This is a genomic window from Sphingopyxis sp. GW821-FHT12C06 (assembly GCF_058807415.1).
Map to the genome: position 1 here is coordinate 62671 of NZ_JBXAQR010000004.1, position 18109 is coordinate 80779.

General features: G+C 66.2%; 15 protein-coding genes. 4 read left to right on the forward strand and 11 right to left on the reverse strand.

Going from position 1 to position 18109, the window contains the following annotated elements; genetic code table 11:
• Positions 1-173 precede the first annotated feature (173 nt).
• Positions 174-2750: a DNA topoisomerase (ATP-hydrolyzing) subunit B gene (gyrB, locus tag AC1RRJ_RS12650; RefSeq protein WP_493123198.1), complete on the reverse strand. Its 2577-nt coding sequence runs from the start codon at positions 2748-2750 to the stop codon at positions 174-176.
• Between the two features lie 106 nt (positions 2751-2856).
• Here gyrB and AC1RRJ_RS12655 point away from each other — a divergent pair, with 106 nt between their 5' ends.
• Positions 2857-3303 carry a hypothetical protein gene (locus tag AC1RRJ_RS12655; protein WP_493123200.1) on the forward strand — a complete coding sequence of 149 codons (447 nt, stop codon included), beginning with the start codon at positions 2857-2859 and terminating at the stop codon, positions 3301-3303.
• On the opposite strand, the gene AC1RRJ_RS12660 is transcribed toward AC1RRJ_RS12655, so the two are convergent.
• The 8 genes from AC1RRJ_RS12660 to AC1RRJ_RS12695 are packed head-to-tail and all read right to left on the reverse strand — an operon-like array spanning position 3300 to position 10579.
• Positions 3300-3806: a hypothetical protein gene (locus AC1RRJ_RS12660; RefSeq protein ID WP_493123202.1), complete on the reverse strand. Its 507-nt coding sequence runs from the start codon at positions 3804-3806 to the stop codon at positions 3300-3302. The genes AC1RRJ_RS12655 and AC1RRJ_RS12660 overlap by 4 nt on opposite strands.
• A 1-nt stretch (position 3807) precedes the next feature.
• Complete coding sequence (locus tag AC1RRJ_RS12665; protein ID WP_493123204.1) at positions 3808-4503, reverse strand: nitroreductase; 696 nt, start codon at positions 4501-4503, stop codon at positions 3808-3810.
• Positions 4490-5362, reverse strand: coding sequence for an RDD family protein (locus AC1RRJ_RS12670; RefSeq protein WP_493123206.1), 873 nt, complete (start codon positions 5360-5362; stop codon positions 4490-4492). Before AC1RRJ_RS12670 ends, AC1RRJ_RS12665 begins: the two co-directional genes overlap by 14 nt.
• Positions 5359-6396 (reverse strand): stage II sporulation protein M, encoded by a 1038-nt coding sequence (locus tag AC1RRJ_RS12675; RefSeq protein ID WP_493123208.1) that lies wholly within the window; start codon positions 6394-6396, stop codon positions 5359-5361. Before AC1RRJ_RS12675 ends, AC1RRJ_RS12670 begins: the two co-directional genes overlap by 4 nt.
• Complete coding sequence (locus tag AC1RRJ_RS12680) at positions 6393-7709, reverse strand: DUF58 domain-containing protein (protein WP_493123210.1); 1317 nt, start codon at positions 7707-7709, stop codon at positions 6393-6395. Before AC1RRJ_RS12680 ends, AC1RRJ_RS12675 begins: the two co-directional genes overlap by 4 nt.
• Entirely contained in the window at positions 7706-8671 is a 966-nt protein-coding gene (locus AC1RRJ_RS12685; protein ID WP_493123212.1) for an AAA family ATPase, read from the reverse strand. The genes AC1RRJ_RS12680 and AC1RRJ_RS12685 overlap by 4 nt, the downstream gene beginning before the upstream one ends.
• Complete coding sequence (locus AC1RRJ_RS12690; protein ID WP_493123214.1) at positions 8661-9899, reverse strand: DUF4350 domain-containing protein; 1239 nt, start codon at positions 9897-9899, stop codon at positions 8661-8663. The genes AC1RRJ_RS12685 and AC1RRJ_RS12690 overlap by 11 nt, the downstream gene beginning before the upstream one ends.
• The gene (locus tag AC1RRJ_RS12695) at positions 9896-10579 is read right to left on the reverse strand and encodes a DUF4129 domain-containing protein (protein WP_493123216.1); all 684 of its coding nucleotides are present in this window, start codon (positions 10577-10579) and stop codon (positions 9896-9898) included. Before AC1RRJ_RS12695 ends, AC1RRJ_RS12690 begins: the two co-directional genes overlap by 4 nt.
• A gap of 174 nt (positions 10580-10753) precedes the next feature.
• On the opposite strand from AC1RRJ_RS12695, the gene AC1RRJ_RS12700 reads away from it, so the two are divergent.
• A complete protein-coding gene (locus tag AC1RRJ_RS12700; protein ID WP_493123218.1) occupies positions 10754-12955 on the forward strand; it encodes a dehydrogenase E1 component subunit alpha/beta in 2202 nt (733 codons plus the stop codon).
• A complete protein-coding gene (locus tag AC1RRJ_RS12705) occupies positions 12952-14001 on the forward strand; it encodes an ACP S-malonyltransferase (RefSeq protein WP_493123220.1) in 1050 nt (349 codons plus the stop codon). Before AC1RRJ_RS12700 ends, AC1RRJ_RS12705 begins: the two co-directional genes overlap by 4 nt.
• Before the next feature lie 51 nt (positions 14002-14052).
• On the opposite strand, the gene AC1RRJ_RS12710 is transcribed toward AC1RRJ_RS12705, so the two are convergent.
• Complete coding sequence (locus AC1RRJ_RS12710; protein ID WP_493123222.1) at positions 14053-15522, reverse strand: helicase HerA domain-containing protein; 1470 nt, start codon at positions 15520-15522, stop codon at positions 14053-14055.
• A 63-nt stretch (positions 15523-15585) separates the two neighbouring features.
• Positions 15586-16836, reverse strand: coding sequence for a Rieske 2Fe-2S domain-containing protein (locus tag AC1RRJ_RS12715; RefSeq protein WP_493123224.1), 1251 nt, complete (start codon positions 16834-16836; stop codon positions 15586-15588).
• 123 nt (positions 16837-16959) lie between these two features.
• On the opposite strand from AC1RRJ_RS12715, the gene AC1RRJ_RS12720 reads away from it, so the two are divergent.
• Positions 16960-18108 (forward strand): Gfo/Idh/MocA family oxidoreductase, encoded by a 1149-nt coding sequence (locus AC1RRJ_RS12720; RefSeq protein ID WP_493123226.1) that lies wholly within the window; start codon positions 16960-16962, stop codon positions 18106-18108.
• Position 18109 lies beyond the last annotated feature (1 nt).

Below are 18109 nucleotides of genomic sequence, written 5' to 3' on the forward strand. Positions count from 1 at the left end.
GCGCGTTGAACTGAACCTAATATGGGGCCGGATGTGCTTTTCTGCTTGTTCCACTGGCGCGGAGACGGCACCGGCCCGCTCCCCCACCCGGCCTCCCATAGGCTACTATCGTGAGGGAGGCCGGGTGGGGGAGCGGGCCGGTGCCGCGCGGTTTCGGCTATGCTGAAACCGATTTAAACGTCCAGATTGGCGACCGAAAGCGCGTTGGTCTGGATGAAATCGCGCCGTGGCTCGACCTCGTCGCCCATCAATCGTTCGAAGATTTCATGCGCGATATCGGCCTGTTCAGCCTCGACGCGCAGCAGCGAACGGTTCGACGGATCGAGCGTGGTTTCCCAAAGCTGTTCGGCATTCATTTCGCCCAGTCCCTTGTAGCGGCTGATCGCGAGCCCCTTGCGGCTGTGCGCGAAAATCGCCTCGAGCAGTTCGGAGGGACGGGTGATCGGCGTCGCCTTGCCGGTGCTGGCGGCGGGCAGATCGCTGTCGCTCGCTTCGGCATCACCGTCGGCTTCGGCTGCTGCGGCGAGCGCGGCGGCGTCGGCGGCTTGCGCCGCAGCATTGCTGCCCTTCACCAGACGGCTGGGGTGGGCATAGCTTTCGGCCTGCGCGCCCGCGAGCGTGTGGAGGCGGCGCGCTTCCTGGCTCGCGAGGAAGGCGGCGTCGATGGCGTGATGATCGCTCACCCCGCGCCAACGCTTTTCGAGCGTGTAACCACCATTTTCGGCGGTGATCGTCCACTTGGCTTCGCGTCCGCCGGTCAGCGCGCGCTCGGCGGCGTTGAGCCATTCGGCGGCGCGCACCGCGGCGGCGGCGCGCCCGGTGGTATCGAGCGCGGGATCGAGCGCGCCGGTTAGCGCCAGCGCTTCGACCAGTTCATAATTATGGCCGCGCGGGACATAGCGCATCAGCGCGCGCAAACGGCGGCCGTGCTCGATCAGGTCGCGCAGATCGGCGCCCGACCGCGCGCCGCCCGTGGTTTCGAGCATCAGCGCGTCGATACCGCCGTCGACCAGATAATTCTCCAGCGCGGTGTCGTCCTTCAGATAGACTTCGCTGCGGCCCTTCGCGACTTTGTAAAGCGGCGGCTGGGCGATGTAGAGATGGCCGTTCTCGATGATCTCGGGCATCTGGCGGTAGAAGAAGGTGAGCAAGAGCGTGCGGATATGCGCGCCGTCGACGTCAGCGTCGGTCATGATCACAATCTTGTGATAGCGCAGTTTTTCGATGGTGAATTCATCGCGAATGCCGGTGCCGAGCGCCTGGATCAGCGTGCCGACTTCCTTCGACGAGATGATCCGGTCGAAACGCGCGCGCTCGACGTTGAGGATCTTACCCTTCAGCGGCAGGATTGCCTGAACCTTGCGGTCGCGGCCCTGCTTGGCCGACCCGCCTGCCGAGTCACCCTCGACGAGGAAGAGTTCGCATTTGGCGGGGTCGCGTTCCTGACAGTCGGCGAGCTTGCCGGGGAGCGAGGCGATGTCCATCGCGCCCTTGCGCCGGGTGAGTTCGCGGGCACGCTTGGCCGCTTCGCGCGCGGCGGCGGCGTCGACGACCTTCTGGATCACCATCTTGGCATGGCCGGGATTTTCCTCGAGCCATTCGGTCATCCGGTCGGCCATCAGGCTTTCGAGCGGCTGGCGCACTTCGGACGAGACGAGCTTGTCCTTGGTTTGCGACGAAAATTTGGGATCGGGCAGCTTGACCGAAACGATCGCGGTCAAGCCTTCGCGCATATCCTCGCCGGTCAGCGAGACCTTCTCTTTCTTGAGAAGGCCCGACTTGTCGCCATAGCCGTTGAGCGTACGCGTCAGGGCGGCGCGGAAGGCGGCGAGGTGGGTCCCGCCGTCGCGCTGCGGAATATTGTTCGTGAAGCAGAGGACATTTTCATAATAGCTGTCGTTCCACTCGAGCGCGACGTCGATGCCGATGCCGTCGCGTTCGCTGCTGATCGCGATCGGTTCGGGCAGCATGGCGGTCTTGTTGCGATCGAGATATTTGACGAACGCCGCGATGCCGCCCTCATAGTAAAGATCGTGGGTGACATGCTCGGCATGGCGCGCGTCGACCAGCTTGATCCGCACGCCCGAGTTGAGGAACGCCAGCTCGCGATAGCGATGCTCGAGCTTGTCGAAGTCGAACTCGAGGACATTTTTGAACGTGTCGGTCGAGGCCGAGAAGGTCACGCGGGTGCCCTTCTTGCCCGCCGGGGCGGGGCCGTTGACCTTGAGCGGGGCGACCGAATCGCCATGTTCGAAGCGCATCCAATGCTCTTCGCCGTCGCGCCAGATGGTGAGTTCGAGCCATTCGCTGAGCGCGTTGACGACCGAAACGCCGACGCCGTGGAGGCCGCCCGACACCTTGTAGGCGTTGTCGTCGCTGGTGTTCTCGAACTTCCCGCCGGCGTGGAGCTGGGTCATGATGACCTCGGCCGCCGAAATGCCTTCCTCGGCGTGGATGCCGGTTGGAATGCCGCGGCCATTGTCCTCGACGCTGACCGACCCGTCGCTGTTCAGCGTGATGAGGACGAGGTCGCAATGCCCCGCGAGCGCTTCGTCGATCGCATTGTCCGAAACCTCGAACACCATGTGATGCAGGCCCGAGCCATCGTCGGTGTCGCCGATATACATGCCCGGCCGTTTGCGCACCGCGTCAAGGCCCTTGAGAACCTTGATCGAATCGGCGCCATAGGCGTTGGCATTGGGCAGGTTGGCATTGGCGCTCGGCGCCATATTCTCAGGGGTGTCCGTCATATTGATTATATAGGGTCGAAGCACCCAAAACCCAAGCGAAAATGCGGCTCTCGGGGCCGGGGCGAGGAGCGTTGCGCGCACGCGCTGCGGCGGCTAGTTTCGCGGCATGAAACGCTCTCCATTCGCTCACCTCGCCCTTCCTATCACCGCGCTGCTGGCTCTCGCGCTTGCGGGCTGTTCCGAAGCTGCGCCGCCCGCCGACAATGCGCCCGTCGTCGCCGGCGAACCGCTCGCGACGCGCGCGGTGATGATCGGCACCGAAGGCCCCAGCCTGCCCGCCTGTTCGAGCATCTCGCGGGTCAAGGCGGGCGGCACCGACGTCTATTGGGCGCCCGGCGAAACCCGCGCGGTGAAGGCAAGGCTCGCGGGCGGCGCGCATGTATCGCTATGCGAGGCGGCCGAGAATGATGCCTGGTTCGGCGTGGTGTTCGATGCGCCCGGAACCGATCCCGATATGTGCGGCATCGGCAAGTCGGTGCCCAATGCCCGCGAATATCAGGGTCCGTGCCGCTGGGGCTGGATCAAGGGCGGCACGGTGCAGCTGGGGGGTTAGCCCCGGCAATCCTCGATCACGCGGCCGATTTCGGACTGGACGGGCAACGTCAGCGCGCCGCCGCCTGACGTTTCGAGCGCGAAGCGGCCGCGGCTGAACGCGATCTTGTCGAGCCGGGCGTCGCGATTGCCGAGATTCGCGTTTCCGTTGTCAAAACGGATCTGGTCGGTCCCTGCGCTGGTGCGCAGGCTGACATTGCCCGCGAGCGCCGAGGTCAGCCGAATGGCATCGCCGCTGCATGCCATCGTCAGCAGCGGATTCGCGCTGCCCGTGGGGACGAATGTCGCGGTCCGGTTCCCCGCATCATAGCGCCATGCGCCGCTGTCGACCGCACGATCCTCCCAGCTTTTGGAGGGTGTCGGCAGCGGGGCCGGCGTCGGCGTGGGCGCGACCGGCTGCGGGGTAGGCGGTGCGACGGGTTTCGGGATCGCGGTGCAGCCCGCCAGCGCGAGGGCAAGCGCCCCTGCGATGGCATGACGAAATCCGGCGCTGCTGCTGGTCATTTTAAAATCCCTGCCAATCGATCACTTCATCCAGCGGCGCGCGCGGCACCGGCCACTGGTTCACTGCCGCATCCTCGTCGGCATAGCCGATCGCGAGGCCGGTGAACAATATCTGCCCCTCGTCCAGCGCGAGCGTGCGGCGCACCGTGGTGCCGTACATTGCCCAGCATTCCTGCGGACAGCTGGCAAGGCCCGCTTCGACGAGCAGCAGCATCACCGATTGCAACCACATGCCCATGTCCGACCATTGCGGCGGGCCCATGATGCGCGAACAATGGAGGAAAAGCATCACCGGTGCGCCGAAACCCCGGTAATTTTCCATGAACCGAGCGAGCCGCCCGGCTTTGTCTTCGCGCGGGATGCCCAGCGCGGCATAGAGCCCCTCGCCGACGCTGAAGCGGCGCGCTTCCCAGGGCTCGACAAGGCCCTTGGGGTAGATGTCATATTCGGGCTCATAGCCCTCGCGCCCCATCGCGATGCGCGCGGCGACCGCGTCCTTCATCGCCTGCCACGGTTCGCCGGTGAGCACCGTCGCCTGCCACGGCTGGAGATTGCCGCCTGACGGCGCGCGCTGGGCCGCGGCGAAAATGTCACCGAGCAACGCGGGATCGACCGTGCGGCCGGTGAAGGCGCGCACCGAGCGGCGGCGTTGCAATGCCCTGGTGACCGAAAGGGAAAGCGTGTCAGTCGTTGGCATATTTATCCTCTCGACGCTTGCCGAACAGCAATTTGCGTTCGAGCCGGGCCTTTAACTGGCGATAATAGGAAAGCAGGAAGACGTCATCCTCTTCGGCGACGGGCCGGCCGATCTTGGCGCGGATCGTGTCGGCGACCTCGCGCATCGCGCGCGGATCGCGAACGCGCAGCACGCGTTCGAGCTCCTGCAGCTCGAAAATCCCGTAGACTGCGAGTTCGGCATCGCTGAAGCGGATCGCGTCGCTGTGGTCGCTGTCCGCGGCGATATCGGCGTCGAGCTTGGCGCGCTGCGCCATCACCACCCAGGTGCCGGCGATCAGGTCGCCCATCCGCATCCGGTCGCGGTTGAACAGCAGGAACAGGCTGAGCGTCAGCGACCAGGCGACCCCGGCGAGGATGGTCCAGCCCGACACCATATCCTCTGCCGCACCGACCCCCAGCATCATCAGCGGCAGGAAAAGTTCGAGCTCGCGGATCAAATTGCGCGCGACCACCGCGTCGGCGGTGAGCCGCCCGCCGTCGCGCGCGACGACGCGGATGCCCGTCAGCCGCTTGCCCGGCGTCGCGGCGCGCTGCCCGAGTTCAAAGCCGATGAACCAGAAGGTGCGCAGCACGAAGGCGCCGAGCATCCACACGACCACCATGATATCGGATCCCGATGCCATTCCGGCCCAGAGCATCGCCAGCGAAAAGAGGGTCAGAACGATCAGGATCAGCACGACGTCGATCAACAGCGCGCCGAGCCGCAGCCCCGAACTCGCGATCTTCAGCTCCAGATCGACGCCTTCGGGCGTGATGAACTGCCGGATTTTCCGGTTCTCGGCATTGCGACGCTGGGCGTTGGCGAGGGCGGCGGTCATGCGACATCCTCGCGCCGCGGGATGTAATAATAGGCGAGCCAGAACAACAGCATCAGCGTGCCGATGGCGTAGCGCAGCATCGTATCGGTGATCAGCTGGCGTCCGAAACCCTCGAGCAGCCCGGCGACGAGCAGCATCAGGATGACGCCGGCCATCACCTTGCCCGCGGTGCGCCCCGCATCCGACGCCGCCTGCAATCGCCCGCGTGCGCCGGGAAAGACGACCGCGGCGCCGATGCGAAGCCCCGCAGCGCCCGACAGCGCGGCGGCGAACAGCTCGGTCGTGCCGTGGATGAACAGCCAGCCGCCGAAGTCGAAGCCGAGCCCCTTGGACGAAAACAGCGCCAGCATCGCGCCGAGGCCAATGCCCTGGTAAAATTCGAGCATCATCGTCGGCACGCCAAAGGCGAAGCCGAGCGCAAAAGACAGGATCGAGACCTGGCTGTTGTGGGTGAACAAATAGGTCGCAAAGACGTGGAGGCCATCTTCCTGCTCGCCTGCGGCCTTGCCATGGCCCAGTGTCGACTGGAGATATTCGACCGAAGCGCGCGGATCGCGGCCGCCCGACATTTCTTCGGGGACGAAGTTGAAATACCATTGGGGATCGCTGGCGACGAGCGAACCGCTGGTCAGCGCGCCGAGCAGGATGATCAGCGCGATGATGATCGTCTCCTTCCACACCGACCGCACCGCCGCAGGCCAGTCATAGAGGAAGAAACGGCGCAGCCGGCTGAGCCGCGTTTCGCGCACGCCATAGACGAGGAAATAGCCGCGGATCGACAGCGTCTCGAGATGATCGAGCAAGGCCTTGTCGAGGCTGGTCGCGCGCGCGATCGACAGCGACGACAGGGTGGCGCGATAGAGGAGGGGCAGTTGCAACAGCTCGTCGCTGGTCAGCGCCTTGGCGCCCCGTTTCTCCAGCTTGGTCAGCAGCGTTTCGAAGGCGATCCAGTCGGCCTCGCGCTCGGCGCGAAAGCGGCTGGTCGAAAAGCTTGGCGCATCGATGGCGCGTGTGGCGGGGGCGGCGGGGATCACAGGCTGCCCGCCCGCTTGATGCCCAGATAGGCCTCGACCGCGCTCGCGCCCATCGCATCGGCGGGCACTTCGATGACGTCGGCGCCGAGCCGCTGGAGCCGCGCGATCACCAGCTGCCGGTCGCGTAGCATCGCCGCAGCGACGTTCGACCGTGTGACGTCGGCGGCACTTTCGGGGTGGCGGCGCTCTTCGCTTTCCACTTCTTCATCCTTGATCACGACGAACAGCAAGCGGTGTTTCTTCACCAGCCGTCCGGCGGCGCGGATCATCAGGTCGGCGCTGGTCGCATCGGTGAATTCGGTGAACAAGATGATCAGCGAGCGACGCGTGAGCTGCGCCGACAGCGTCGTTAGTGCGAGGGTGAAATTGCTTTCGACATGGGCATAGTCGATCAGGCTCGCGGCGCGTTGCAACGCCGGAAAATCCTGCGTGTGCATATAGGCGGGGGTCAGCGCTTGCGGCTTCGCAGCGAAGGAGAAGAGGCTGATCCGGTCGCCCAGTTTCAACCCGACATAGGCGAGCAGCAGCGCCGCCGACACCGCGCGGTCGACGCGCGGCATGCCGCCGACGGGCTCGGCCATCGTCCGGCCACCGTCGATCGCCAGCACGACACGATTGTCGCGCTCGACCCGATATTCCTTGGCCAGCAGTTTGACGTGACGCGCCGATGCATTCCAGTCGATCGCGCGCCGGTCCATCCCCGGCTGATATTCGGCGAGCGCTTCGAACTCGGTGCCTTCGCCGCGCAGCTGCTGTTGGCGGAGGCCAAACCAGCTGTTGCGCTGAAACAGGCGGCTGCCTTCTTCGGTCACCGCGCGCAGGCTGGGGACGACGCCGATCGCGCGATCGATCGCGAAGCGTCGCTGCTTCCAGACGAGGCCGAGTGGTCCGGCCCAGCGCACCCACAATGCCTCGACCAGCGCCTGACCGCGCCGCGATGCCGAAAGCGACAGGGTGCGGACCAGCGCGTTGGCCCCGCCCGCCGAGGTCATGTCACTGGCCAGCCGTCCGCCGGGTGCGATCCGCTCGTCGATGGCGATCGCGATTTCCGCATGGCGCGGAACCGAACGACCCGTCGCGCTGAGCGTCATGTCGAAGGGGTCGCCGACCCCGACCTGATGCGGAAAGCGGGCATCGAGCGCGAGATGGCGCGGGTTGGCGCCGGCGACTGCGTCGAGCAGCAGGCACGCCAGAATGACGGCGATCCACCCCGGCGCGACCAGCCACAGCTCGGGCTGGATCAGCCCGAGCGCGAGCGCCAGGGGCGCGCCTGCAAGTAGCAGATAGATCGCCCGGCGGGTCGGGTAGATCATCGCGGGACTTCCTCGCGTTCGAGCAGCGCGGCGACGACCTGTTCGACCGTGCGTCCCTCGATCTCCGCGGCCGCCGACAGGATGACGCGGTGGCGCAGCACACCCGGGGCGAGCCGCTGGATGTCGTCGGGAATCACATAGTCGCGCCCGTCGAGCGCCGCGGCGGCGCAGGCGGCGCGCGCGAGCAGGGTCGCGGCGCGCGGGGAGGCGCCGCATTCGAGGTCGGCGCTCTCGCGCGTCGCGCGGACGAGGCGGACGATATAGTCGACGATCTCGTCGGCGAGGCGGACGGTCGCGATCGTGTCGATCGCGGCTTCGATCGTTTTGGCGTTCGCCACCCCGGTGACGCCGAAATCGGCGACGGCAGGGCTTTTGAAACGGCCGCCATGATCGGCGACGATGCGGCGCTCTTCGTCGGCGGCCGGATAGTCGACGACCAGTTTGAACAGGAAGCGGTCGAGCTGCGCCTCGGGCAGCGGATAGACGCCTTGCTGCTCGATCGGGTTTTGCGTTGCGAGCACGGTGAAGCGCGGGCTCATCTGATGCGCCTCGCCGTTGATTGTGACGCGGCGTTCCTGCATCGCCTCCAGCAACGCGGCCTGTGTCTTGGGCGGGGTTCGGTTGATTTCGTCGGCGAGCAGCAATTCGGTGAAGATCGGCCCCTTGGTCAGGGTGAAGCTCGACGTCTGGAAGTTGAACAGGTTCGACCCCAAAATGTCGCCGGGCATCAGGTCGGGGGTGAACTGGATGCGCCCGAAATCGAGGCCTGTCGCGCGGGCGAAGGCTTGGGCGAGAAGGGTCTTGGCGGTTCCCGGCGGGCCTTCGAGCAGGACATGCCCTCCCGCGAGGAGCGCGATCGTCACCATGCGGGTGAGTGGCCCCTGGCCGAACACGACCTTGGCGACCTCGGCCTCGATCGCGGCGCCGAGCGCCTGAACGCTTTCGATGGGATTAGCTGTCACGGAGTAGATCCTTCCTGATGGCGTGCAGCGCCTGCGCGTCGCCGAGAAACTCATGGGTGTTGCGCGCGAGCGGCAGGCGCCGCGCGAGCGAAGAAAAAAGGTCGCTGCCGGGCGGCAAATGCTTGTCGATCCATGCGTCGGTTGCCGCGGCATCGAGTCCCGTGGGGGCATGCAGCCGACGCGCGATCGCGGCGCGCTGGCTGTGGACGAAAGCGTCGGCACCATCGAGTTCGCGCCGTGCCTGCTTGATCAGATCGGCGCTATTGGCGATCAGCGCCGCCTTTGACACCGGAATCGCGCGCTGCGGTTTCAACGATGGGCCAAAGCGTATCCACGCCTGCCATAGCGCGAGCAACCCTGCCGCGATCAGGCAGAGGGTGATGCCGATGAAGGGCGGAACAAAGGCGAAGCGCAGCAGCGAACGCCCGCCGCCGAATCCGTTGAGCGTCAGGTCAAAGGCGAAGCCGTCGGCATTGGCGTCTTCACCGATCGTGTCGATCAGCAACACGGCCGCGCGTGCCTTGTCGCGCGAGGCGAAGGCGAGATTGTTGATGAGGTCGGGGTCGGCGAGGATATAGAGGTCGCGCTCCTTGACGCGCGCAAGAATGGCGCCGCCCGCCGGATGCGCGATCAGCGTTTCGATCGCGTCGCCCGATATCGTAATGCCATTGGTGGGCACGGGCACATCGACAGGCCGGCCGGCGAGATTGGCGCGCACCGCTTCGGCGGGGCTTCCCGGATGGGATTGCAGTTCGACAGGGCCGAACGTCGCCGCCGGCAAGAGCCGGGAGGGCGGCGCGCCGGGGAAGCCTGGCCCGACCCAGCCGGGCTTGGGCGCCTGTCCCGGAACGGGGATCGTCGACCATTTGGGCAGCACGACGAGGATCGGCGCGCCGCCCTGCGCGTCGAGCAACTCCGTCATCTCCTCGGGCCGCGTGCGGACGGTCGGGGTCAGGATGACGAGCTGCGTATAGTCGTCATATTGCGGCGGCTCGACCCGCCGCCGCAGTTCGACGTCGGCGCCTGCGCGCTCGAGCAGATCGACGATACCGGCATAGCCCGGTGCGGCCTTTGACAGCGCATGAGCACCGCCGTCCTTGCCGCTCGAAAGCTGTGGGCCGAGCGCGATCAACGCCCAGAGCGCGATGAAGGCGATGATGCCGATGCCGATCACGCCGCCGATCAGGCGCGGGTTGAAGCCCGCATTGTCGCTGGTGGAAGCGCTCATGCGCGCGCCCAGTTTTTCGGCACGGTCAGCTCGGCATAGGCGGCGCGGCATTGCTGCCACGCGGCGGCATCGATCGACCGTCCGCCGAACAGGCTGATTTCGACGGCGCGGGCGATGCGGCTGAAGGCGCCGCGGGCGACTGCCGGGAGATCCTGCGTCTCGGCGAGGTCGCGTGAGGTCATTGCGGGCCGGACGAGGCCGGGGCGGCGGCCTTCGATATCCTCGACGCTGCGATAGAGCAGCAGGTGGGCGGCCTCGGCAAAGCGCCCCCCGGCGGCAAGCGCGTCGGCCTCTGCCAGCAGTGCGCGTGCCGCCCCGGCTTCGGCCTGGCCGATCATCTCGTCGTCGGCTGCGGGTGTCTTGCGACGAAAACGAATGTCATCGACCCACTGCGCAAAGGCGGGGACGAAATGATAGAGGATGAAAAGCAGCAGCAGAATTGCGCCGATCCATAGCAAGGGTTTCGCAGCAGGCGCACTCCACTGGAAAAAATCGCCAAGCGCCTGGAGCAGCGATTTCAGCCATTCGGGCGTGGGGGGAGAAGGCGGCGGCGGCGGGAAGCTGGTCTGGATCTCGCCACCGGCCATCGTCTGGGCATAGCCCGGATCGATCAGTTCGGGATCGAGGAGCCACCCCTGGCTCGGCGGCTCGGCGACGGCCGAAGCCTGGGCGATCCCCATCGACATCATATTGAAAATATAGCCCTGTCCCGCTCCGTCATCGCGACAAGTGGTAGCGCGAGGCGCCGCGCCAAGGCAAGAGATGCTTGCGCGGCATGATGTGCCGTTCTAGCGCGCAGCAAAATCGGCCGATGGTTGCAAGCGTAACCGGTGGCGATGAACAGGAGGTCGGGAGTGGACGCGGCACAGGCGGTACATGAAAAATTCCTTGCGGCACTGGCACAGGGGGTGTTGCCCGATCGCGGCGATGCGCCCGATCCGGCGGCGATCGGCCTGTCGCGCGCCGACGCGACCGATATTTTCCTGTCGCAACTGACCAGCCGCCAGATGGACCGGTTGTCGCGCCATCTGCAGGCGCGCGGCGAGGGTTTTTATACGATCGGATCGTCGGGGCATGAGGGCAATGCCGCGGTTGCCGCGGCGCTGCGCGTCACCGACATGGCGTTTCTGCACTATCGCTCGAACGCCTTTCAGCTCCACCGCGCGCGGCAGGTGCCCGGACAGACGCCGACGTGGGACATGCTGCTGAGTTTCGCCGCGTCGAGTGATGACCCGATTTCGGGCGGACGGCACAAGGTGATCGGATCGAAGCCGCTCAATATCCCGCCGCAAACCTCGACGATCGCTTCGCATCTGCCGAAGGCGGTCGGTGCGGCTTTCTCGATCGGGATTGCGCGGCGACTGGGCCGGACCGGGCTGCCGCTTCCCGACGATGCGGTGGTGCTGACAAGCTTTGGCGATGCGTCGGCGAATCACTCGACCGCGCAGGGCGCGTTCAACACCGCCGGCTGGGCGGCGTTTCAGGGATCGCCGATGCCGCTGATCTTCCTGTGCGAAGACAATGGCATCGGCATTTCGACCCGCACCCCGACGGGGTGGATCGAGGCGCAGTTCCGCCACCGCGCGGGGCTGCACTATATCCGGTGCGACGGCACCGACCTCGCCTCGGCCTATGCCGGGGCATGCGAAGCCGCCGACTATGCGCGCCGCTATCGCAAGCCGGTGTTTCTCCACATGGCGACGGTGCGGCTTTATGGTCACGCCGGGTCCGATGTGCAGGGTGCCTATCTCCCCAAAGCCTTGATCGAGGCCGACGAGGCGCGCGACCCGTTGCTCGCCGGCGCGGCGCTGATGGCGCAGCAGGGCTGGATGACCCCCGCCGAAATCGCCGAAACCTATGAAGATATAGGCGCAACTCTGGCGCGGCAGGCCGAGGCCGCAATCCTTCGTCCGAAAATCACAACCCCGGCCGAGGTAATGGAAAGCCTGATCCCGCCGAAGCGCGAGGTCGTTCGCGCGAATACCCCCTCGGCCGAGGATCGCAAAACGATGTTCGGCAGCGACGCCGGCGCGATGGACAAGCCGCAGCATATGGCACGGCTGCTCTCCTGGGCGCTCGCCGACCTGATGCTTGCCTATCCCGAAATCGTCATCGCGGGTGAGGATGTCGGGCCCAAGGGCGGGGTCTATAATGTCACCGCGAAACTCCACCAGCGTTTCGGATCGGCGCGCGTCGTCAATACCTTGCTCGACGAACAGGCGATCCTCGGGCTCGCGATCGGCATGGCGCATAATGATTTCCTGCCGATGCCCGAAATCCAGTTCCTCGCCTATGTCCATAATGCCGAGGACCAGATCCGCGGCGAGGCGGCGACGCTCAGTTTCTTCTCCGACGGCCAATATACCAACCCGATGGTGCTCCGCATCGCCGGGCTCGGCTATCAAAAGGGCTTCGGCGGGCATTTCCACAACGACAACAGCCTCGCGGTCTTCCGCGATATTCCGGGGGTGATTCTCGCGGTGCCGTCGAACGGGCGCGATGCGGTGCACATGCTCCGCGAATGCGTACGCCTCGCGCGCGAAGAGCAGCGGGTGGTCGTCTTTGTCGAACCAATCGCGCTCTATATGACCCGCGACCTCCACGAAGAGGGCGACGGCCTGTGGACGAGCATTTACGAAGCCCCGGGTGCAGGCGCACCGATCCGCCTCGGCGAAGTCGGGGTGCATGGCGACGGCAGCGACCTGGCCATCGTCACCTACGGCAATGGATATTATCTCTCGCGTCAGGCCGAAAAGATTCTGGCGGGCGAAGGCGTGAAAGCGCGGGTAATCGACCTGCGCTGGCTGGGGCCGGTCGACGCCGATGCGCTGGTCGCGGCGGTTGGCGATGCGAAACGCATCCTGATCGTTGACGAATGCCGCATCACCGGGTCGCAGAGCGAGGCGTTGATGGCGCTGTTCGTCGAACGCACGCCCGAAAAGAAGCTCGCGCGCATTGCCGCGGACGACAGCTTCATCCCGCTCGGCCGTGCGGCAACCCTGACCATGCCGAGCCGTGATTCGATCATTGTGGCCGCGAAGGAGCTTCTCGCATGAGCGCGCGCAAGACCGCCCTCGTCGTCGCGCCGGGGCGCGGAACCTATGGCAAGGGCGAGCTCGGCAGCATCGCGCGATTGCACGGGCAGCGCTTCGGCGAACTGATCGCGAACTTCGACGCGCAGCGCCGCGAACGCGGCCAGCCGACGGTCAGCGAACTCGACGGTGCCGACCGCTTCAGCGTTGCGACCCACATGCGCGGCGATGTCGCGGCGCCGCTGATCTACACGGCGACGATCCTCGATTTCCTCAGCATCGACCGCGAGGCATTCGACATTGTCGCCGCCCTCGGCAATTCGATGGGCTGGTATAGCGCGCTCGCTTGCGGCGGCGCGGTGTCGGTCGAGGACGGCTTTCGCATCAGCAATGCGATGGGGATGAACAGCCAGACGCACGGTCCTGGCGGGCAGATCTTGCTGCAGGTGGTCGACGAGGATTGGCGGCCGGTGCCCGGCCTGCGCGAAACGCTGTCCGCGCTTGTTGCCGATATCGCTGCGCGGCCCGGCCATGCGCTCGCGCTCTCGATCGACCTTGCCGGCATGCTCGTGCTTGCGGGCAATGAGGAAGGGCTTGCCGCCTTGCTCGCCGAAGCGCCGCCGACCCCCGGCCGCGATCCGTTGCGTCTTGCGGGACACGGTCCCTTCCACACGCCGCTGATGTTCGGCAGTTCGGACAAGGCGAAGGCCGAATTGCCGGCCTCGCTGTTCGGCCGCCCGGCGCTGCCGCTGGTCGACGGGCGTGGCCATATCTGGCGCCGCCTGTCGAGCGAGCCGGCCGCGCTTTGGGACTACAGCTTCGGCCACCAGATCCTCGCGCCCTATGACTTCGCCCGCTCGGTGCAGGTCGCTGTGAAGGAATATGCGCCCGACGTGATCATCCTGCCCGGCCCCGGCGACACGCTGGGCGGCGCGATCGCGCAATCGCTGATCGGCATCGGCTGGCAGGGGATTGCGAACAAGGCCGACTTCATGGCGCGGCAAGCGGAGGATCCGGTCCTGCTCTCGATGGGCCGTGCCGGGCAACGCGAGCATGTCGTGAAAGGCTGATCGCGCCAGCCGGAGCGGGAAAGCCCGCGCCACCGCCGGTGGCGCACGGGGCTATTCGGCTTCGGTGCTGACGCCCAGTGCGGGGATGCCGATCGAGCGCCGGCCGCCGAAATCGGAGCGCACGACGATTGCGCCCTGCTTTTCCATATATTCGAGCAGGCGCCGGACGCGGCCCGACGAGCTGGTGCCATAGGCGCGCGCGAGCGCGTCGTCGTCGGGGCAGGCGCTCCCCTCCATCGCCGCGCGCGCGATCAGGGTGAAGGGCGCGAGCATGTCGTCGGGAAGCCGCCCGGCGGCGCCGATCAGTTCCTGCCACTCGGGCTGGGCCGGCTCGAAGATGCCGCCCTTGGCGAACGCGAAGCGGCGGCGAAACTGGGTGAGGTCGAGCGGGACGCGGGCGAGCCGCTGCATCCGGCAACGCACCGAGAAATCCTGATAGAGGAAGGATTCGGGGTGAAAGGCGTTGCCCGGATCGGCGAGCATATCCTCGAGCACCGTGATGATCGCGCCATCGACGTCGGGCATATCGATTTCGGGCGCGTCGGCGTCGTTGTCGCTCGCGCTGCCGTCGTCATGGTCCGTCGCGGCCTGCTCGGCAAAGCGGCGGATCAGTTCATCGGGCGCGACCGGCGCCGGTGCGGGCGGCGGGGGCGGCTTCACCTGCGTTTCCAGCTCGGCGAACAGCATTGTGCGCATGTCCTGCGGCTCGGCCTCGGGCATCGGCATCAGCCCGTGGGTCCCCATCCGCGTCGCCGTCCGCGTCGCACCGATCTTGACCGATATCGGCCGGCGCGAAATCGCGGGGCCAAGGCCAAGGAAGGATCCGCGCTCCAGCTCGCGGATCTGTTCGGCCTGCCGCCGCTCCATGCCGAGCAGGTCGGCGGCGCGCGCCATGTCGATGTCGAGGAAGGTGCGGCCCATCAGGAAGTTGCTCGCCTCGGCGGCGACATTCTTGGCGAGCTTGGCGAGCCGCTGGGTGGCGATCACCCCTGCGAGTCCGCGCTTGCGCCCGCGGCACATCAAATTGGTCATCGCGCTCAGGCTGGCGCGGCGCACGGCGTCTGACACGTCGCCAGACGCGCTCGGCGCGAACATCTGTGCCTCATCGACGACGACCAGCGCGGGGAACCAATATTCGCGTGGCGCATCGAACAGCGCGTTGAGGAAAACCGCGGCGCAGCCCATCTGCGCCTCGATATCGAGCGTGTCGAGGCTGAGGACGACCGAGGCGCGATGCTCGCGGATGCGCGCGCCCATCGCTGCAATCTCGCGCTCATTATAGTCGCCGGCATTGACGACGACATGGCTGTAGGTGTCGGCGAGGGTCACGAAATCGCCCTCGGGATCGATCACGACCTGTTGGACCAGCTCGGCGCTTTCCTCGAGCAGGCGGCGGAGAAGATGCGACTTTCCCGAACCCGAATTGCCCTGGACGAGCAGGCGTGTTGCGAGCAATTCCTGCACGTTGATATGGACGGCCCTGCCCGCTCCTTCGGTTCCGATTTCGATGCTGCTGTCCACGCACCTGCCCCTACCGGGACGCCGTTGGCTTGACAACGGCGAAGGCCAAAGCGGGGTGTCCGATCAGGCTGGCGGGAGCACTTCGCGCCAGTCGTCGCTATGGCTGACCATGCCTTCGAAGGTGAAGAGATCGGCGTTGCGATAACCCTTTTCGGGGGCTTCGTTGCCCGCATCCTTCGCCTGCGCGAGCATGATCTTGCGGAATTCGAAGATCGCACGGTCGCTCGATCCCAGCTTGTCGTGGCTGCGGTCGGCGATCGGGCCCATCGATTCCCACATCGCCATATCCTGCGTCGGAATGCCCTTGATGCCGGTGAAGTCGCCGGCCTTCATCGCCGCGCGGTCTTGCTGATAGTCGTTTTCGGCGTTGCGATATTTGCGGAAGGTGACCGGATCGATGTCGACCCCCGGGGTGGCGTCGCAGAATTGCCGCCACGCTTCGGTCGAGATGCCCTTCGTCTCGTGCCAGGCGATCCAGTAGAACATACAGTTCACATCGTCGATCGGGACCAGCATCTGGATCAGGCGATAGCGATCGGTCGGCGGAATCATCACGGTGAAGGGCGCGGCGAACAGCGTCGTGCGGACATAATCCTGCTTGTCGGCGTCGGCGATCGGGGTGCGAATCGCGGCATAGCGAAACCCATAGGGGGTGCGTTCGACCTGCAATCGCGGCGATTTGTCGGCCGATGGGCGCAGCCACTGGCTGTCGGTCGCGGTCGAGCCCGACACGTCGGTCGCGGTCGGCATGTTCGACGAATGAAGGCTGCTGCTGTGCGCCGAATCGATCGACCCTTCCAACACCTGCGCCCAGTTGCACGCGGCGTGCATCTTGACGATCGCGATCCTGTCGTCGGGGGCCTTGGTCCACACCGGGGGATCGAAGGGCGCGGGATTTTCGGGATCGCCCATCCACGCCCAGATGAAGCCGCCGGCCTCGCGCGCCGGATACGCACGGGTGCGCATCGATTCGCGCAGCTTGGCCTCGACGGGTTCGGACGACATGTCGACCGCCTGGCCGTTCACGTCGAATTTCCAGCCATGATAGAGGCAGCGCAGCCCGCATTCCTCGTTTCGGCCGAACACCAGCGAGGCGCGGCGGTGCGGGCATTGTTCGTCGAGGACGCCGACGCGGCCCTCGGTGTCGCGAAACACCACCATATCCTCGCCCAGCAGGCGGGCGCGGCGCGGCGGGCCGTCGCGCTCGGCAACTTCCTCGCTCATGCACACGGGCATCCAGTGGCGGCGCATCACTTTGCCCATCGGGGCATCGCCTTCGACGCGGCAGAGGAGGTCATTTTGCTGAGGAGTCATCGTCTTTCCCGAATGTGGCGAAGTCGCCGTGATGTCTGTGTTGAAAATACTTCTATATAGAAGTAATTTGCTTTTCAAGAGGGCGGGCGTTAGATGGGCGCATAAGGGTTTCGGGAGCGGCGGATGACGGTGCGATTGGCAGTGCTGGGATTGGGGCGCGGCGCCGTGCTGACGGTGCCGGCGTTCGCTGCGCATCCGCGGATCGAGCTGGTCGCGGGATGCGATCCCAATGCCGATGCGCGCGCGGGCTTCGGGCTGCCCGCTTGTGCCAGCGCCGAAGAGTTGTTCGCGCATGGGGGCGATTTCGACGCCGTCTACATCGCCTCGCCGCACGAATTTCATGCGCGCCACGCGATCATGGCGGCCGGGGCGGGCAAGCATGTGCTCGTTGAAAAGCCGATGGCGGTGACGCTCGCCGAGGCGGCGGCGATGGTCGCGGCGGCGGAGGCTGCGGGAACGGTGCTGATGGTCGGGCCGAGCCATGGCTATGATCCGCCGGTCGCGCTCGCCGCAGACCTTATCGCGTCGGGCGAGACGGGTGCGGTGCGGTTAATCCACGCCGCGAACTTCACCGATTTCCTCTATCGCCCGCGCCGCCCGGCCGAACTCGACACCGCACAGGGCGGCGGTGTGGTGCTAAGCCAGGCGACGCACCAGATCGACATGATCCGCCGCCTCGCAGGGAGTCCCGTCGCGTCGGTCCGCGCATGGACCGGCGGCTGGGACGCACGCGCGGCCGAGGGCGCGTTCACCGCGCTGCTGAGCTTTGAAAATGGCGCAGCGGCGAACCTCACCTATTCGGGCTATGCGCGCTACGACAGCGACGCGCTGGCAGGTTGGGCGGGCGAGCTGGGCGGCGTCAAAGACCCCGCAGCCCATGGTCGCGCGCGCGCGGTGCTGGCGGGAGCCGACGAACAGACGGCGAAAGCCGCGCGGACCTTTGCCGCCGGCAATCCGGGCAGCTTCGCAGTGAGCCACCACGAACGCTTCGGGACCCTTGTCGCGCTATGCGAAAAGGCCGATCTCGAACTGACCCCGCAGGGGGTGAATATTCACGGCGATAACGGGATGCGCAGCATCGCCGCGCCCTTGCCGCCGGTGCAGCGCGCCGATGTCGCCGATGCCTTTGCCCGCGCCATCCTCGATGGCGATCCGCCCCTGTTCGACGGGCGCTGGGGGCTGGGCAGCCTCGCGGTGTGCCACGCGATCCTGCGCTCGGCGCGCGAGGGCTGCGACATTGCGCCTTCCGATCTTCTTCCTTCCTCGCACTGAA

What these genes read in the sequence shown, in the direction of transcription:
- AC1RRJ_RS12665 (WP_493123204.1), bottom strand. Translation starts at nt 4,503, where the DNA reads ATGCCAACGACTGACACGCTTTCCCTTTCGGTCACCAGGGCATTGCAA.
- AC1RRJ_RS12695 (WP_493123216.1), bottom strand. Translation starts at nt 10,579, where the DNA reads ATGGGGATCGCCCAGGCTTCGGCCGTCGCCGAGCCGCCGAGCCAGGGG.
- gyrB (WP_493123198.1), bottom strand. Translation starts at nt 2,750, where the DNA reads ATGACGGACACCCCTGAGAATATGGCGCCGAGCGCCAATGCCAACCTG.
- AC1RRJ_RS12655 (WP_493123200.1), top strand. Translation starts at nt 2,857, where the DNA reads ATGAAACGCTCTCCATTCGCTCACCTCGCCCTTCCTATCACCGCGCTG.
- AC1RRJ_RS12715 (WP_493123224.1), bottom strand. Translation starts at nt 16,836, where the DNA reads ATGACTCCTCAGCAAAATGACCTCCTCTGCCGCGTCGAAGGCGATGCC.
- AC1RRJ_RS12680 (WP_493123210.1), bottom strand. Translation starts at nt 7,709, where the DNA reads ATGATCTACCCGACCCGCCGGGCGATCTATCTGCTACTTGCAGGCGCG.
- AC1RRJ_RS12660 (WP_493123202.1), bottom strand. Translation starts at nt 3,806, where the DNA reads ATGACCAGCAGCAGCGCCGGATTTCGTCATGCCATCGCAGGGGCGCTT.
- AC1RRJ_RS12690 (WP_493123214.1), bottom strand. Translation starts at nt 9,899, where the DNA reads ATGAGCGCTTCCACCAGCGACAATGCGGGCTTCAACCCGCGCCTGATC.
- AC1RRJ_RS12670 (WP_493123206.1), bottom strand. Translation starts at nt 5,362, where the DNA reads ATGACCGCCGCCCTCGCCAACGCCCAGCGTCGCAATGCCGAGAACCGG.
- AC1RRJ_RS12720 (WP_493123226.1), top strand. Translation starts at nt 16,960, where the DNA reads ATGACGGTGCGATTGGCAGTGCTGGGATTGGGGCGCGGCGCCGTGCTG.
- AC1RRJ_RS12705 (WP_493123220.1), top strand. Translation starts at nt 12,952, where the DNA reads ATGAGCGCGCGCAAGACCGCCCTCGTCGTCGCGCCGGGGCGCGGAACC.